Origin of the sequence: Mycolicibacterium nivoides (assembly GCF_003855255.1) — a bacterium.
GTDB lineage: Bacteria > Actinomycetota > Actinomycetes > Mycobacteriales > Mycobacteriaceae > Mycobacterium > Mycobacterium nivoides.
Genome location: NZ_CP034072.1, coordinates 4753693 through 4768040, shown reverse-complemented (window position 1 = coordinate 4768040; position 14348 = coordinate 4753693). Strand labels below are relative to the sequence as shown.

Annotated in this window: 15 protein-coding genes; 11 read left to right on the top strand and 4 right to left on the bottom strand. The window is 66.8% G+C overall.

Annotation, left to right across the window (positions count from 1 at the left end; genetic code table 11):
- Positions 1 to 47 precede the first annotated feature (47 nt).
- From EH231_RS23240 to EH231_RS23230, 3 genes are all read left to right on the top strand, one after another.
- Complete coding sequence (locus tag EH231_RS23240; protein ID WP_124713432.1) at positions 48 to 1232, top strand: M20 family metallopeptidase; 1185 nt, start codon at positions 48 to 50, stop codon at positions 1230 to 1232.
- The gene (locus EH231_RS23235) at positions 1229 to 2395 is read left to right on the top strand and encodes a M20 family metallopeptidase (protein WP_090432531.1); all 1167 of its coding nucleotides are present in this window, start codon (positions 1229 to 1231) and stop codon (positions 2393 to 2395) included. Before EH231_RS23240 ends, EH231_RS23235 begins: the two co-directional genes overlap by 4 nt.
- A gap of 155 nt (positions 2396 to 2550) precedes the next feature.
- Positions 2551 to 3438 carry a type IV toxin-antitoxin system AbiEi family antitoxin gene (locus EH231_RS23230; RefSeq protein ID WP_124713431.1) on the top strand — a complete coding sequence of 296 codons (888 nt, stop codon included), beginning with the start codon at positions 2551 to 2553 and terminating at the stop codon, positions 3436 to 3438.
- Positions 3439 to 3508: 70 nt separating this feature from the next.
- Here the strand turns inward: EH231_RS23230 and EH231_RS23225 are convergent, their stop codons facing one another.
- Positions 3509 to 3976, bottom strand: a complete 468-nt coding sequence (locus tag EH231_RS23225) for a gamma-glutamylcyclotransferase family protein (protein WP_090432532.1) — start codon at positions 3974 to 3976, stop codon at positions 3509 to 3511.
- A gap of 41 nt (positions 3977 to 4017) precedes the next feature.
- On the opposite strand from EH231_RS23225, the gene EH231_RS23220 reads away from it, so the two are divergent.
- Genes EH231_RS23220 through EH231_RS23205 form a run of 4 tightly spaced genes read left to right on the top strand, consistent with a single transcriptional unit; the run spans position 4018 to position 8929 of the window.
- Positions 4018 to 5433, top strand: a complete 1416-nt coding sequence (locus tag EH231_RS23220; protein WP_090432534.1) for an NAD(P)H-quinone dehydrogenase — start codon at positions 4018 to 4020, stop codon at positions 5431 to 5433.
- Between the two features lie 42 nt (positions 5434 to 5475).
- The gene (locus tag EH231_RS23215; RefSeq protein ID WP_090432536.1) at positions 5476 to 7233 is read left to right on the top strand and encodes a glycerol-3-phosphate dehydrogenase/oxidase; all 1758 of its coding nucleotides are present in this window, start codon (positions 5476 to 5478) and stop codon (positions 7231 to 7233) included.
- 53 nt (positions 7234 to 7286) lie between these two features.
- Positions 7287 to 8129 carry a pseudouridine synthase gene (locus EH231_RS23210; RefSeq protein WP_164480993.1) on the top strand — a complete coding sequence of 281 codons (843 nt, stop codon included), beginning with the start codon at positions 7287 to 7289 and terminating at the stop codon, positions 8127 to 8129.
- A gap of 29 nt (positions 8130 to 8158) precedes the next feature.
- The gene (locus EH231_RS23205; protein WP_124713430.1) at positions 8159 to 8929 is read left to right on the top strand and encodes an SDR family NAD(P)-dependent oxidoreductase; all 771 of its coding nucleotides are present in this window, start codon (positions 8159 to 8161) and stop codon (positions 8927 to 8929) included.
- Here the strand turns inward: EH231_RS23205 and EH231_RS23200 are convergent.
- Positions 8898 to 9695 (bottom strand): enoyl-CoA hydratase/isomerase family protein, encoded by a 798-nt coding sequence (locus EH231_RS23200; RefSeq protein WP_124713429.1) that lies wholly within the window; start codon positions 9693 to 9695, stop codon positions 8898 to 8900. The genes EH231_RS23205 and EH231_RS23200 overlap by 32 nt on opposite strands.
- Positions 9696 to 9704: 9 nt before the next feature.
- Positions 9705 to 10382 (bottom strand): TetR family transcriptional regulator, encoded by a 678-nt coding sequence (locus EH231_RS23195; RefSeq protein WP_090432542.1) that lies wholly within the window; start codon positions 10380 to 10382, stop codon positions 9705 to 9707.
- A gap of 71 nt (positions 10383 to 10453) precedes the next feature.
- On the opposite strand from EH231_RS23195, the gene EH231_RS23190 reads away from it, so the two are divergent.
- Positions 10454 to 11545: a ferredoxin reductase gene (locus tag EH231_RS23190; RefSeq protein ID WP_090432544.1), complete on the top strand. Its 1092-nt coding sequence runs from the start codon at positions 10454 to 10456 to the stop codon at positions 11543 to 11545.
- Between the two features lie 28 nt (positions 11546 to 11573).
- Positions 11574 to 12710: a fatty acid desaturase family protein gene (locus EH231_RS23185; protein ID WP_090432546.1), complete on the top strand. Its 1137-nt coding sequence runs from the start codon at positions 11574 to 11576 to the stop codon at positions 12708 to 12710.
- Here EH231_RS23185 and EH231_RS23180 read toward each other — a convergent pair.
- Positions 12700 to 13215, bottom strand: coding sequence for a GNAT family N-acetyltransferase (locus EH231_RS23180; protein ID WP_124713428.1), 516 nt, complete (start codon positions 13213 to 13215; stop codon positions 12700 to 12702). The two genes, EH231_RS23185 and EH231_RS23180, sit on opposite strands and share 11 nt — an antisense overlap.
- Positions 13216 to 13295: 80 nt before the next feature.
- Between EH231_RS23180 and EH231_RS34635 the strand changes: the two genes are divergently transcribed.
- Both EH231_RS34635 and EH231_RS23170 read left to right on the top strand, forming a co-directional pair.
- Positions 13296 to 13610: an FAD-dependent oxidoreductase gene (locus EH231_RS34635; RefSeq protein WP_277425616.1), complete on the top strand. Its 315-nt coding sequence runs from the start codon at positions 13296 to 13298 to the stop codon at positions 13608 to 13610.
- Positions 13523 to 14326 (top strand): SDR family NAD(P)-dependent oxidoreductase, encoded by an 804-nt coding sequence (locus EH231_RS23170; RefSeq protein ID WP_277425641.1) that lies wholly within the window; start codon positions 13523 to 13525, stop codon positions 14324 to 14326. Before EH231_RS34635 ends, EH231_RS23170 begins: the two co-directional genes overlap by 88 nt.
- Positions 14327 to 14348 lie beyond the last annotated feature (22 nt).

The following is a 14348-nucleotide window of genomic DNA, read 5'->3' as shown; positions in this document are numbered from 1 at the left end:
GATAGGCGAGCTTAACGGCCATGAACACGCAGTGAGATACTGCGAGGATGCCGTCTGCCACCGCCTCGCTGAGCGTCGAGGAAGCCGTCAACCGGCATCGTGGCGACCTCATCGAGCTCTCTCACTCGATCCACGCCGAGCCCGAGTTGGCCTTCGCCGAGCATCGCAGCTGCGCCAAGACCCAGGCACTGGTGGCCGAGTACGGATTCGAGATCACCAAGGCGGCCGGCGGGCTGGACACCGCGTTCCGGGCCTCCTACGGCAGCGGCCCGCTCGTCGTCGGGATCTGCGCCGAGTACGACGCCCTTCCCGAGATCGGGCATGCCTGCGGGCACAACATCATCGCCGCCTCGGCGGTCGGCACCGCGCTGGCCCTGGCCGACGTGGCCGACGTCCTCGGCCTGACCGTGGTGCTCGTCGGTACCCCGGCCGAGGAACTCGGCGGCGGAAAAGTGTTGCTGCTCGACGCCGGAGTTTTCGACGACATCGCGGCAACGGTCATGCTGCACCCCGGGCCGGTGGACATCGCCGCGGCCCGGTCGCTGGCGCTGTCCGAGGTGACGGTCAATTACACGGGCCGGGAGTCGCATGCGGCCGTGGCGCCCTATCTGGGGGTCAACGCCGGCGATGCGGTCACCGTCGCGCAGGTGGCCATCGGCCTGTTGCGCCAGCAGCTCATGCCGGGACAGATGGTGCATGGCATCGTCACTCACGGCGGGCAGGCCACCAACGTGATCCCCGGCCGGGCCGAGATGCGTTACACCATGCGGGCCACCGACATGTCCGCGCTGCGTGAGCTGGAAGACCGGATGGCCGGGTGCTTTTCGGCGGGGGCGCTGGCGACGGGCTGCGAGCACCAGGTCACCGAGATCGCCCCGGCCTACGCCGAGCTGGCGCCTGACCCGTGGCTCTCGGAGACCATCCGTGCCGAGATGTTGCGACTGGGCCGTAACCCGTTGCCGGAGAACGTGGAGGCGAGTGTGCCGCTGGGCAGTACCGACATGGGCAACATCAGCCAGGTGATGCCCGGCATTCATCCGGTGGTCGGGATCGACTCGGGCGGGGCCGCGATCCACCAGCCGGCGTTCACCGCCGCGGCAGCGGGCCCGAGCGCCGACAAAGCCGTGTTGGAGGGTGCAATCATGTTGGCCCGCACCGTGGTTCGGTTGGCCGAGACCCCGGCGGAGCGAGATCGAGTGTTGGAAGCGCTGCACCGGAGGGCGGCCGCATGAGCGTGTTGCAGCACGCCGCTGCCCGCTGGTTGTCGGCGAACTACGAAGAGATGGTGTCGTGGCGACGGCATCTGCATGCTCATCCGGAACTGGGCCGGCAAGAGTTCGCCACCACCGAGTTCGTCGCCCGCCACCTGGCCGAGGCCGGGCTGAACCCCAAGGTGCTGCCCGGCGGCACCGGGTTGACGTGTGACTTCGGGCCCGAGGACGGTCCGCGCATCGCGCTGCGTGCCGACATGGATGCCCTGCCGATGGCCGACCGGACCGGCGCGTCCTACGCCTCGACGGTGCCCAACGTCGCGCACGCCTGCGGGCACGATGCGCACACCGCGATACTGCTGGGCACGGCGATGGCCCTGTCGTCGGTTCCGGAGTTGCCGGTCGGGGTGCGGCTGCTGTTCCAGGCGGCCGAGGAGCTGATGCCCGGCGGTGCGATCGACGCGATCAACGCCGGCGTGCTGACCGGGGTGAGCCGGATCTTCGCCCTGCACTGCGATCCGCGGCTGGCCGTCGGCCGGGTGGCCACCAAGCCCGGTCCGATCACCTCGGCGGCCGATTCCATCGAGATCACCCTGCACTCGCCGGGTGGGCACACCTCCCGGCCGCACCTGACCGGTGACCTGGTCTATGGGCTGGGCACGCTGATCACCGGGTTGCCCGGGGTGTTGTCCCGTCGCATCGACCCGCGCCACGACACCGTGATGGTGTGGGGAGCGGTCAACGCCGGCGTGGCCGCCAACGCCATCCCGCAGATCGGCACCCTGGCCGGGACGATCCGTACCGCCAGCCGCGACACCTGGCTGACCCTGGAATCGATTGTGGAAGAGGCGGTTACCGCGTTGCTGGCGCCGCTCAACATCGACCACAGCCTCAACTACCGGCGCGGGGTGCCCCCGGTGGTCAACGAAGAGGTGTCCACCCGCATCCTCACCCACGCCATCGAGGCGATCGGCCCCGACGTGCTGGCCGACACCCATCAGTCCGGCGGTGGTGAGGACTTCTCCTGGTACCTCGAAGATGTGCCCGGTGCGATGGGACGACTCGGCGTGTGGAGTGGACAGGGCCCACAGTTGGATCTGCACCAACCCACGTTCGACATCGACGAGCGCGCACTCGGCGTCGGCGTGCGCACGATGGTCAACATCATCGCCGCGTCTGCCTAGCTGTTTCCCTGCACCGCGAGCGACCGTGTCTGTACGGCGACACGCCGCATTTTGTGTACCGCAGCGGTCGCTCGCGCAGGTGGCGAAGCCACTTATCCACAGCTTCATAAACTTTGACTATCGCTCCGCCATGACGAATGCCCACGATCGTGGTCATGGATCAGCAGCTGCAAACGATCTTCCAGGCACAGGGGGGCGTCGCGACCAATGCTCAGATCCTGTCCCGCATATCCCGACGTCAACTCCAGTCGGCAGTGAATTGCGTTGTGCTGGAACGAATGTGGCAGGGCATCTATTGCCTTGGCGGGCCCGACTTGCCGACACGTCTGCGTGGCCTGGACCTGTCCTGCGGCGCCCGGGTCCCCGTATGCCTGGGAACTGCCGCGGCAATCCACGGGTTCGACACCGAGCAGCCGATCGACGTGCATGTATTGGAACCGATCGGATCTCGATTGCGCTCCTGCGACGGACTGGTGGTGCACCGGCGTGACGGCGCTCCGCTCAAAATCGTGCAGGAGCGGCTGGTGACGACAGCGAGTTGGACGGCGATCGAGGTCGCCCGCACACTGCGCCGTCCGCGCGCCCTGGCAACACTGGACGCCGCGTTACGAAGCGGGAGCTGCGCCCGTTCCGATCTTTGGCGTGCAGCCCTTGATCAGGCCGGCCGACGAGGCATCGTCGCTGTTCGCAATCTGATCGCGCTGGCCGACGGACGTGCCGAGTCGCCGATGGAAAGTGAGGCCCGGCTGGTCATGATCGACGGCGGCCTCCCGGTGCCGGAATTGCAGTACGAAGTCGTCGACGGCAACGGCCAGGTGCGCCGCCTCGACTTCGCCTGGCCCGAGCAGCAATTGGCTGTCGAGTATGACGGTGTGGACTGGCATGGCAATCCTGATGCATTGCGGAAGGACCGTCGACGCACCGCGGCTCTGATGGATGCCGGCTGGAGCGTCATCGCGATCGTGTTCGAGGACGTTCGTCATCGCCAAGGCGAGATGGTGGCGCGTATCAGTCGGCAGCTGCGCCTTGCCCAAGCCGCGTGAGCGACCATTTCGGTACGCAAAACGCGGCGTGTCGCCGTACAGACACGGTCGCTCGCGGGGCAAAAGTCAGCTACGGACCGATGTTGCGGGCGGGGCGGGTGCGCAGATCGTGCACATACTCGTCCGGCGCCCCGGCGATCTCCGCGGCGTCGGCCATCACCCCGAGATAGCGGGCCGAGGGCAGACCGCCCTCCCAGGCGTCGACCACGTACAGCCAGGCCAGCACCGGGTCGGTGGTGGTGTCCGACGACAGCCGGTCCACCCGGCAACGGATCTTCTTGTGGAACCCCAGCTCGGAACCTTCCCAGTGGTCCAGGCTCTGCTCGTCGGCTGGCGTCATGTCGTAGAGCACCACGAACACCTTCGACAGCGGGTCTTCGACGACGGTCGCCAGCGCGCCTTCCCAGCCGATGTCCTCACCGCCGAACGTCAACCGCCAGCCATGCAGCCACCCGGTACCCGCCATCGGCGAGTGCGGAGCCCGCTCCTGCATTTGCTCCGGGTGCATATTCGATCCATACGCGGCGTACAGCGGCACGGTAAGACAGCTTAATCGGCGAAGTTGGTTAGGTTAGTCCCGTGGCTACCCGCATCGTGATCATCGGCGGCGGACCCGCCGGCTATGAGGCGGCACTTGTCGCCGCTGCCCGCGGCCCGGAGGTCGCTCACGTCACCATCGTCGACTGCGACGGTATCGGCGGCGCGTGCGTGCTGTGGGATTGCGTGCCGTCCAAGACGTTCATCGCCTCCACAGGTGTGCGCACCGAGCTTCGGCGTGCTCCCAACCTGGGCTATTCGCTCGATTTCGAGCAGTCCAAGATCTCCCTGCCGCAGATCAACGAGCGCGTGAAGAACCTGGCCACGGCGCAGTCCGACGACATCGCCGAGCGGTTGCGCAGCGAGGGCATCGAGTTGATCGCGGGCCGTGGCGAACTGATCGACGACGTCCCGGGCATGGCCCAGCACCGGGTCAAAGTCACCGGCCCGGACGGCGTGGTCAGCCAGCTGACCGCCGATGTGGTGCTGATCTCCACCGGTGCCAGCCCGCGGGTGCTGCCCAACGCCGCGCCCGACGGGGAGCGCATCCTCAACTGGCGCCAGCTCTACGACCTCGATGCGCTTCCCGAACACCTCGTGGTGGTGGGGTCGGGTGTCACCGGCGCCGAGTTCGTCAACGCCTACACCGAGCTCGGGGTGACGGTGACGGTCGTGGCCAGCCGCGACCAGATCCTGCCGCACGAGGACTCCGACGCTGCCGCGGTGCTGGAGGAAGTGTTCTCCGAACGCGGTGTCACGCTCGTCAAGAACGCCCGTGCCGAGTCGGTCACCCGCACCGACAGCGGGGTTCGGGTCACCATGGCCGACGGCCGCACCGTCGACGGCAGCCATGCGCTGATGACGGTCGGTTCGGTACCCAACACGAGTGGTCTCGGGCTTGAGCGTGTCGGCATCGAACTCGGGCCGGGCAATTACCTCAATGTCGACCGCGTGTCGCGGACCTCGGTGCCCGGTATCTACGCGGCGGGGGACTGCACCGGCCTACTGCCGCTGGCCTCGGTGGCGGCCATGCAGGGACGCATCGCGATGTATCACGCCCTGGGCGAGGCAGTGGCCCCGATCCGGCTGCGAACCGTCGCCGCGGCGGTGTTCACCCGCCCCGAGATCGCCGCGGTGGGAGTTCCGCAAGCGGCGATCGACGACGGGTCCGTGCCGGCCCGCACCCTGACCCTGCCGCTCAACACCAACGCCCGGGCCAAGATGTCCAGCCTGCGCCGGGGCTTCGTCAAGATCTTCTGTCGTCCGGCCACCGGTGTGGTGATCGGCGGTGTGGTGGTGGCGCCGATCGCCTCCGAACTCATCCTGCCGATCGCGTTGGCCGTGCAGAACGGCATCCCGGTCGACGAGCTGGCCCAGACGTTCTCGGTGTACCCGTCGTTGTCCGGTTCGATCACCGAGGCGGCGCGCCAATTGATGAAACACGACGACCTGGACTAGAGAATCGGGCGGATCCCACGTCGTCCACGTAGCCTGGGGATCGTGACTGACCCGATCTCAGCACCGGGCGACGGGCAAACCTTCCTCGGACCGCAGCAAAGGGCGCAAGCCTGGCAACGACTCGGCAGTGAACAATTCGACGTGGTGGTGATCGGCGGCGGTGTCGTGGGCGCCGGCGCTGCGCTCGACGCGGCGACGCGCGGCCTCAAGGTCGCCCTGGTCGAGGCCCGTGACTTCGCGTCCGGCACCTCAAGCCGCAGCTCCAAGATGTTCCACGGCGGCCTGCGCTACCTCGAGCAGTTGGAGTTCGGGCTGGTGCGTGAGGCCCTGTACGAGCGTGAACTGAGCCTGACCACGCTCGCGCCGCACCTGGTCAAACCGCTGCCGTTCCTGTTCCCGTTGACCAACCGGTGGTGGGAGCGGCCCTATGTGGCGGCCGGAATCTTCCTCTACGACCAGCTCGGCGGCGCGAAATCCGTTCCCGCGCAAAAACATCTGACCAAATCTGGGGCGCTTCGGTTGGCTCCGGGGCTCAAGCGCAGCTCGCTCATCGGTGGGATCCGTTACTACGACACCGTCGTCGACGACGCCCGGCACACCATGACCGTGGCACGCACCGCCGCCCACTACGGGGCCGTGGTGCGCTCGTCGAGCCAGGTGGTGGCGTTGTTGCGCGAGGGTGATCGCGTCGTGGGCGTGACGCTGCGTGATTCCGAGGACGGCGCCATCACCGAAGTGCGCGGCCATGTCGTGGTCAACGCCACCGGGGTGTGGACCGACGAGATCCAGGCCCTGTCCAAGGAGCGCGGCCGGTTCCGGGTGCGTGCCTCCAAGGGCGTGCACATCGTGGTGCCGCGCGACCGTGTCGTCAGCGAGGTGGCGATCATCCTGCGCACCGAGAAATCGGTGCTGTTCGTGATCCCGTGGGGTACGCACTGGATCATCGGCACCACCGACACGGACTGGAATCTCGACCTGGCGCATCCCGCCGCGACCAAGGCCGACATCGACTACATCCTGGGGCATGTCAACACCGTGCTGGCCACCCCGCTGACCCATGACGACATCGACGGCGTCTACGCCGGGTTGCGTCCGCTGCTGGCCGGTGAGAGTGAGGAAACCTCCAAGCTCTCGCGTGAGCACGCCGTCGCGGTGCCCTCGCCGGGGCTGGTGGCCATCGCGGGCGGGAAGTACACCACTTACCGGGTGATGGCGGCCGACGCGATCGATGCTGCCGCGGAGTACATCCCGGCCCGGGTGGCGCCGTCGATCACCGAGAAGGTCCCGCTGATGGGGGCCGACGGGTACTTCGCGTTGATCAACCAGACCGAGTTCGTCGGGAAGCACTACGGGCTGCACCCGTACCGCGTCCGGCACCTGCTGGACCGTTACGGCTCGCTGATCGGCGAGGTGCTCAAGATGGCCAGCGATGAGACCGGGGCCAAGCCGGACCTTCTTGAACCCATCACCGATGCCCCGGTGTACCTCAAGGTCGAGGCCTACTATGCCGCCGCGGCCGAAGGGGCACTGCATTTGGAGGACATCCTGGCTCGCCGGATGCGGATCGCGATCGAGTACCCGCACCGCGGCGTCGATTGCGCCCGGGAGGTCGCCGAAGTGGTTGCGCCCGTGCTGGGTTGGACGGCCGAAGACGTCGACCGCGAGGTCGCCACCTACATCGCCCGGGTGGAGGCCGAGGTGCTTTCGCAGACCCAGCCCGACGATGAATCCGCCGATGCCCTGCGCCAGGCCGCGCCCGAGGCCCGCGCCGAGATCCTTGAGCCTGTGCCGTTGAATTGAGAAAGCCCGGTTCCCAACGCTCTTCGCGCAGGCGGTCATCGCCGCCGCTGCCGGTGCGTGACGGACTCGGCCCGGCGCGGCTGCGGCTGTTGGGCGGCAATGTGTACGACGAGTTGCAGGCGCGGTTCGGCATCGGTGCGAAAGTGCTTGCCGGAGAAGTGGTTCTGCCGGACGGTACCCCGGTCGATGCGACGACGACACTGCCCGCGGGTGCGCACGTCTACTTCTACCGTGACCTGGTCGACGAGGTGGAGGTGCCGTTCGACATCCCGGTGCTGTACCGCGACGACGACATCGTCGTGGTCGACAAGCCACACTTCCTGGCCACCATGCCCCGTGGTGGCCACGTCGCGCAAACCGCGCTCGTGCGTCTGCGTCGTGAACTGGACCTACCGGACCTGAGCCCCGCGCATCGGCTGGACCGGCTGACCGCGGGCGTGCTGCTGTTCACCGTGCGCCCCGAGGTCCGGGGCCCATACCAGCGGCTGTTCGCCGAGGGTGGGGTTCGCAAGACGTATCTGGCCCGTGCCGACGGAGTGGCCACGGTGTCGTTACCCGCCACGCTGCGCAGCCGGATCATCAAGCAGCGCGGTCGGTTACAGGCTTTCGAGGAACCCGGTGAGCCCAATGCCGAGACCTATGTCGAGGACATGGGGAGCGGGCTCTACCGGCTGTCGCCGCGCACCGGGCAGACGCATCAGTTGCGTGTGCACATGGCCTCGATCGGGCTGCCGATCATCGGTGACTCCTTGTACCCCAACGTGATCGACGTCGCGTCCGATGATTTCGGCAACCCGCTGCAACTGCTGGCCCAGCGCCTGGCGTTCACCGACCCGATCACCGGTGAGGACCGCGAGTTCGTCAGTGCCCGCGTAGTGGGCCGAAGCCTTGCGTGACCGGACCGCGGTGATGTTCTACTGACGGGGTGAACCGTGAGACTTTTGACCATCTGTTCGACATGACCGACCGGACCGTGATCGTCACCGGTGGCACCCGTGGCATCGGATTGGCTCTCGCCGAGGGTTTTACGCTGGCCGGTGCCCGCGTGGTGGTTGCCAGCCGCAAGCCCGAGGCCTGCGAGCGGGCGGCTGAGCATCTGCGTGAGCTCGGGGGACAGGCGATCGGGGTTCCGGCGCACAGCGGCGACATCGACGACCTCGGCGCACTGGTGGAGCGCACGGTCGCCGAGTTCGGCGGGATCGACGTGGTGGTAAACAACGCTGCCAACGCGCTGGCGCAGCCGTTGGGACAGATGACGCCGGAGGCCTGGGCGAAGTCGTATGAGGTGAACCTGCGTGGGCCGGTGTTTCTGGTGCAGCACGCATTGCCACACCTGAAGGCCAGCCCGAAGGCGTCGGTACTGAACATGGTGTCGGTCGGGGCGTTCAACTTCGCCCCCGCACTGTCCATCTATGCCTCGGGCAAGGCCGCGCTGATGTCGGTGACTCGGTCGATGGCCGCCGAGTTCGCGCCGCTGGGCATCCGGGTGAACGCGATGGCCCCGGGGCCGGTCGACACCGACATGATGCGCAACAACCCGCAGGAGGCCATCGATCTCATGAAGGGCGGGACCTTGATGAAGCGGCTGGCCACGCCCGACGAGATGGTCGGCGCGGCCCTGCTGATGTGTTCGGACGCCGGCAGTTACATGACCGGGCAGGTGGTCATCGTCGACGGTGGCGGGACACCTCGCTGACCTCGGCCAGGCTCCCAGTGCCGACGGACAGGACCTGACTGCGGTTCTCCACGTGCAGCGCTGTTTCCAGGCAGCCGGCGTCGAGGTTGGCCCAGAGCACCTGCTTGGTCGACTCCAACCCGAATTTCCCGTAACCGCACAGGGTTTCGGCGATTTCGAGGGCCGCGTCGAGCAGGTTCGCGGTGTCGTCGACGATGCGGGTGACCAGGCCGAGCCGCAGTGCCTCCGGCGCCTCGACCGCACGCGCGGTGAGGATCAGGTCGAACGCCGGGCCCGCCCCGATGATCCGGGGCAGGGTGTAGCTCACCCCGATGTCACAGCCGCCGATGCCCAGCTTGATGAACTGCGTGCAGAACTTCGCCGACGGTCCGGCGATGCGGATGTCGCTGGCCGCCGCCAGGGCGAAGCCGCCACCGTATGCCGCGCCGTTGACCGCGGCGATCACCGGTTGGCGCAGCCGGTGCAGTCTGACCGTCAGGTTCGCGATGCGTTCCTGCCACCGCATGCCCGAACGAGGAAACTCGGTGCCGCCGCCGGCCTCGGGCGGATTGGGATCGCTCAGATCCAGCCCCGAGCAGAAGCCGCGACCGGCGCCGGTGAGCACCACGACGCGGCACTCGTTGTTCGCCGCGATCGCGTCCAGGGTGGCGTGCAGGGCCTCGACCAGTTCATACGACAGCGCGTTGAGTTTCTCGGGACGATTGAGCGTGATGACGGCGATTTCGGGCCGCGGGTAGGCAAGATCGAGTGGCTGTGCAGGGGGCATGAGCGGACCCTAGCCCGTGCTGTGCCACCCGTTGACGCCAACGGCGATCATCCGTAGTTGTTTGACCGCGGTGCGGTGGATGGCCTCGACCGCCGCCGCATCCCCTGCATCTTCGAGGCTCTCGGCTATCGAGATCATCGAGTTGACGAACAGGTTGGCCAGGATGTTGAGATCTTCGCTGCTCCACTCCTTGAGGGCGGGGAAGCGGGCCAGGTCGATCGCCAGCTCGGACGTGATCAACCGGATCTCGGTGCGAATCGCGTAGCGCAGCACCGACACACCGCTGGAACGTTCGCGGGCGATGAACCGCCAGTACTCGCGCCGGTCGTTGAAACTGCCGATCAGGATCTCGGCCGAGGATTCGATGACGTGATGCGGGTCGAGCTTGCCGGCGCGCGCACCGCGCAGCATGTCGCGCAGTGATCGGAACGACTCATCGATGAGGACCAGGCCGAGCGCATCCATCGAGTCGAAGTGCCGGTAGAACGCGGCGGGCACGATGCCGGCCTCTCGGGTGACCTCCCGCAGGGACAGCGCGCTGAAGCTGCGGTCTTCCAGCAGGGTCAGCGCCGCGGTGATGATCGCGCGCCGGGTGGCTGCCTTGCGTTCTTCCCGCGACAGCGTGTCCCGCGACCGCGACGACGATTCTGTCCGTCGCGTTCGTGAATTGGGCGTACGTGTGTTCACTGGTGTGAACCCTACCACTTGCTGGGTTTTTATCGTTGACAGCGTCGGGTGTGCACGCGCACTGTGTACACATGTTCACTCAAACATTGGCTGAAGGTGTTGGCCGGCGGCTACTGTCCGGCCCGCGAATGAGTGCTCTCGCGAACCTGCTTACCGGCCCCCACGGAGTCGACCGCTACACCGAGCTGGTCGAGCCGACCTGGACCCGCGGCGACGCCCGGGCCAAGGTGGTGGCAGTGCGGCGCCAGACGCCGCGCAGCGTCACGCTGACCCTGGAACCGAACGCGGCCTTCGCCGGATTTCGGGCGGGTCAGCACATCAACCTCTCCGTCGAGATCAACGGTCGGCGCCGCACCCGGTGCTACTCGCCGGCCAACGCCGAAAGGGCGGGCCACCTCGAGTTGACCATCGGACGCCACGACGGCGGGCTGGTCTCGACCTACCTGTGTGACCACGCGTACCCGGGCATGGTGCTGGGGCTCGACTCGGTCGGCGGCGATTTCGTCCTGCCCGAGGCGCTGCCGCAGCGCATCCTCTTCGTCTCCGGCGGCAGCGGCATCACCCCGGTGCTGTCCATGCTGCGCACATTGCGTGCACAGGCGTTCACCGGAGAGGTCGCGTTCCTGCACTACGCACGCGGCGCCGACGAGGCCTGTTACCGCTCTGAGCTGGCGGCCATGCGCTCGGCCCGGGTGCGGGTGCTGCACGGCTACACCCGCGACGGGGCCGTCGGCGATCTGGACGGGTACTTCGGTCCCGCCCACCTGGCCGCTGCCTTCCCCGGCGCCCAACCGGACGCGGTGTTCGTCTGTGGCCCGCAGGCACTGGTCGATGCGGTACGGGAGGTGCGTCCCGACGCACTTTCGGAGAGCTTCGTCCCACCCGTGTTCACCGCTCCGGCTGGATCCACCGGAGGCATCGTTCGATTCGCCAACAGCGACGTGGAGGTGACCGACGACGGTCAACCGCTGCTGGCGCAGGCCGAGGCCGCCGGCCTCACGCCGGAAAGCGGCTGCCGGATGGGCATCTGCCACACCTGCACCCGATTCAAGACCAGCGGCGCCGTCCGCAACCTGATCACCGGCGCGATCTCCACCGCCGACTGCGAAGACATCGAAATTTGCGTCACCGCACCCGTCGGTGACGTCGTCATCGACCTTTGAGACCTATTGACCCCTGAAAGGCTCAGACATGACTCACTACACCCTTACTCCCGAGCAGTTCGAGACCTTCGGCGCCGAACTCGACGCCATCCGTGAAAAGGCGATCGCGGATCTCGGTGAGCGCGATGCCACCTACATCCGCGACATCATCAAGATGCAGCGCAAGCTCGAGATCGGTGGTCGGGCCCTGCTGTTCGTGCCGCCGGCCTGGCCGATCGGCACGGTGATGCTCGGACTGTCGAAGATCCTCGACAACATGGAGATCGGCCACAACGTCATGCACGGCCAGTACGACTGGATGGGCGATCCGGCGTTGCGCGGCCAGAACTTCGAATGGGATTCGGCCTGCCCGTCCAATCAGTGGCGGCACTCCCACAACTACATGCACCACACCTACACCAACATCGTCGACATGGACCGCGACATCGGCTACGGCGTCCTGCGAATGAGCGAGGACCAGAAATGGAGCCCGTACTACCTGGGCAACCCGGTGTACGCATTCCTGTTGATGGTGTTCTTCCAGTACGGCGTGGCTCTGCACGAGCTGGAGACCGAGCGGATCCGCACCGGTGAGATCAAGCTGCGGGACAAGAAGGACATGCTGCGTGAGATGTGGGAAAAGGTGCGCAAGCAGACCGTCAAGGACTATGTGGCCTTCCCGCTACTGGCCGGCCCGTTCGCGCCATTCGTGTTCGCGGGCAACATGACTGCCAATCTGATGCGCAATGTGTGGTCGTACACGATCATCTTCTGCGGGCACTTCCCGGAGGGTACCCACGAGTTCACCATCGAGGAGACCCAGGACGAGACGCGCGGCCAGTGGTACTTCCGCCAGTTGCTGGGGTCGGCAAACCTGACCGGCGGCAAGTGGTTCCACATCTTCAGCGGCAACCTGTCGTTCCAGATCGAACACCACCTGTTCCCGGATATCCCGGCACACCGCTACGCCGAGATCTCCGATGAGGTCAAGGAGATCTGCCAGCGTTACGGCCTGCCCTACAACACCGGCCCGATCCACAAGCAGTTCGCCTCGGTGGTCCGCAAGATCGTGCGGCTGGCGTTCCCGTGGGGCGGCACTCCCAAGGATCCCGAGCCGGAAGTCAATGAGCCTGCACCGGAACCGGCTTCGCGGCCGATCTGTGAGCCGGAACTCGTCAACTGCTGACCCCCAGGCTGCACTGCAGCAGCACCGTGTCCAGCCATCGTCCGTGCTTGTAGCCGACCGCACGCAGCCGCCCCGCCTCGGCGAAGCCGTGCTTGCGGTGCAGGGCAAGGGATGCCGCCGCCTCGTCGGTATCGACCACCACGGCGATGACCTCACGGACGCCTGCCGCGGTGCAGCCGTCCAGAAGTCCTTGCAGCAATAGGGTTCCGATGCCGCGGCCGGCGCACTGCGGCGTGAGGTAGATCGAGTTCTCCACAGTGTGCCGATAGGCCGGGCGCAGCTTCCACGGCGAGCAGTAGGCATAGCCCACGATCTCGTCGTCGAGTGTCGCGGTGAGGAACGGCAATTCGCGTTCGCGGGCCGTCGCCAGCCGGCGCTCCCACTCCTCGCGATGCGGTGGGATCAGTTCGAACGTAGCCACCCCGGTCTCGACGTGGTGGGCGTAGATGACGCTGATTGCGTCAAGGTCATCCGGTGACGACGGGCGGACGACGGCGTTGGTCATGTTTTCACCCTAAGGGGCGTCGACCCGGTCGGTTGTCTGACTTTCTCCTGAGCTGTCGCTCAGTCGAGGGAGGGTTTCCGATGGCCTGTGCCAAAGCAACCGACGTCGGCGACATCCACTGGACGGGAACCGAAACCACGAGCGATCACCCGGGCTACATCGAAGGTGCGATCGAATCCGGCCTCCGCGTGGCGCAGGAGGTCGCCCAGGCGCTGTCGCCCATTCGCGACCAACGTCGACTTCTCCTGGTGGGTGGACGTACCCTCGCGTCATGCCCTCAGTTCTTGTCACCGGAGCCGCCCGCGGTATCGGCAAGGCTATCGTCGAGCATCTGGCCGCCACCGGGTGGGACGTCATCGCGGGAGTCAGATCGCACTCCGACGGTGCCGCGGTGACGGAACTCAACCCACAACGCATCTCGGCGGTGATTCTCGACGTCACCAACGCGGACCATCTCGCCTCGTTGCCCGCTGCGCTCCCGCAGCGGCTCGACGCGGTGGTGAACAACGCGGGCATCGTGGTGGCCGGTCCGATCGAGACGCTCAGCTCCGAGGACTGGCGCAAACAGTTGGACGTCAACGTGATTGGCCAATTCGCGGTGACCCGGGCAGTACTGCCGAAGTTGCGGGCCTCCCGTGGCCGCGCCATCTTCATCTCCAGCGTGAACGGGCAACTGTCATCGCCGCTGCTCGGGGCATATGCGGCGTCCAAGTTTGCCTTGGAAGCAGCGGCCGACGCGCTCAGGATCGAGCTACGACCGTGGGGGGTGCGGGTGGCTGTGGTGGAGCCGGCGCAAACCGACACCGACATGTGGCGCACCGCCGACGACATGGTGGTGGAGCTGGAAACCTCCATGTCTGCGGAGCATCGCGCCCTGTACGACAAGCACATTGCCGGGATGAAGAAGTTCATCCCTATGTCGAAGAAGATGGCGGTGCCGACTTCCAACGTGGTGGCGGTGGTCGAGGCGGCGCTGACCGCGCGTCGACCACGAGCTCGATATGTGGTCGGTCTCGGAAGCAGGCTTTCGACGTCGATCATGACAAATATCCCTGCAGCACTGCGTGATCGCATAATTGCGGGGGTTGCCGGCGTACCACGTAGGCCGTAGTGGGGCGCGCGCCTGCGCGACC

Coding starts and splice junctions, on each gene's coding strand:
- EH231_RS23240 (WP_124713432.1), top strand. CDS start 48: ATGCCGTCTGCCACCGCCTCGCTGAGCGTCGAGGAAGCCGTCAACCGG.
- EH231_RS23235 (WP_090432531.1), top strand. CDS start 1,229: ATGAGCGTGTTGCAGCACGCCGCTGCCCGCTGGTTGTCGGCGAACTAC.
- EH231_RS23230 (WP_124713431.1), top strand. CDS start 2,551: ATGGATCAGCAGCTGCAAACGATCTTCCAGGCACAGGGGGGCGTCGCG.
- EH231_RS23200 (WP_124713429.1), bottom strand. CDS start 9,695: ATGCCCCCTGCACAGCCACTCGATCTTGCCTACCCGCGGCCCGAAATC.
- EH231_RS23190 (WP_090432544.1), top strand. CDS start 10,454: ATGTTCACTCAAACATTGGCTGAAGGTGTTGGCCGGCGGCTACTGTCC.
- EH231_RS23185 (WP_090432546.1), top strand. CDS start 11,574: ATGACTCACTACACCCTTACTCCCGAGCAGTTCGAGACCTTCGGCGCC.
- EH231_RS23180 (WP_124713428.1), bottom strand. CDS start 13,215: ATGACCAACGCCGTCGTCCGCCCGTCGTCACCGGATGACCTTGACGCA.
- EH231_RS34635 (WP_277425616.1), top strand. CDS start 13,296: ATGGCCTGTGCCAAAGCAACCGACGTCGGCGACATCCACTGGACGGGA.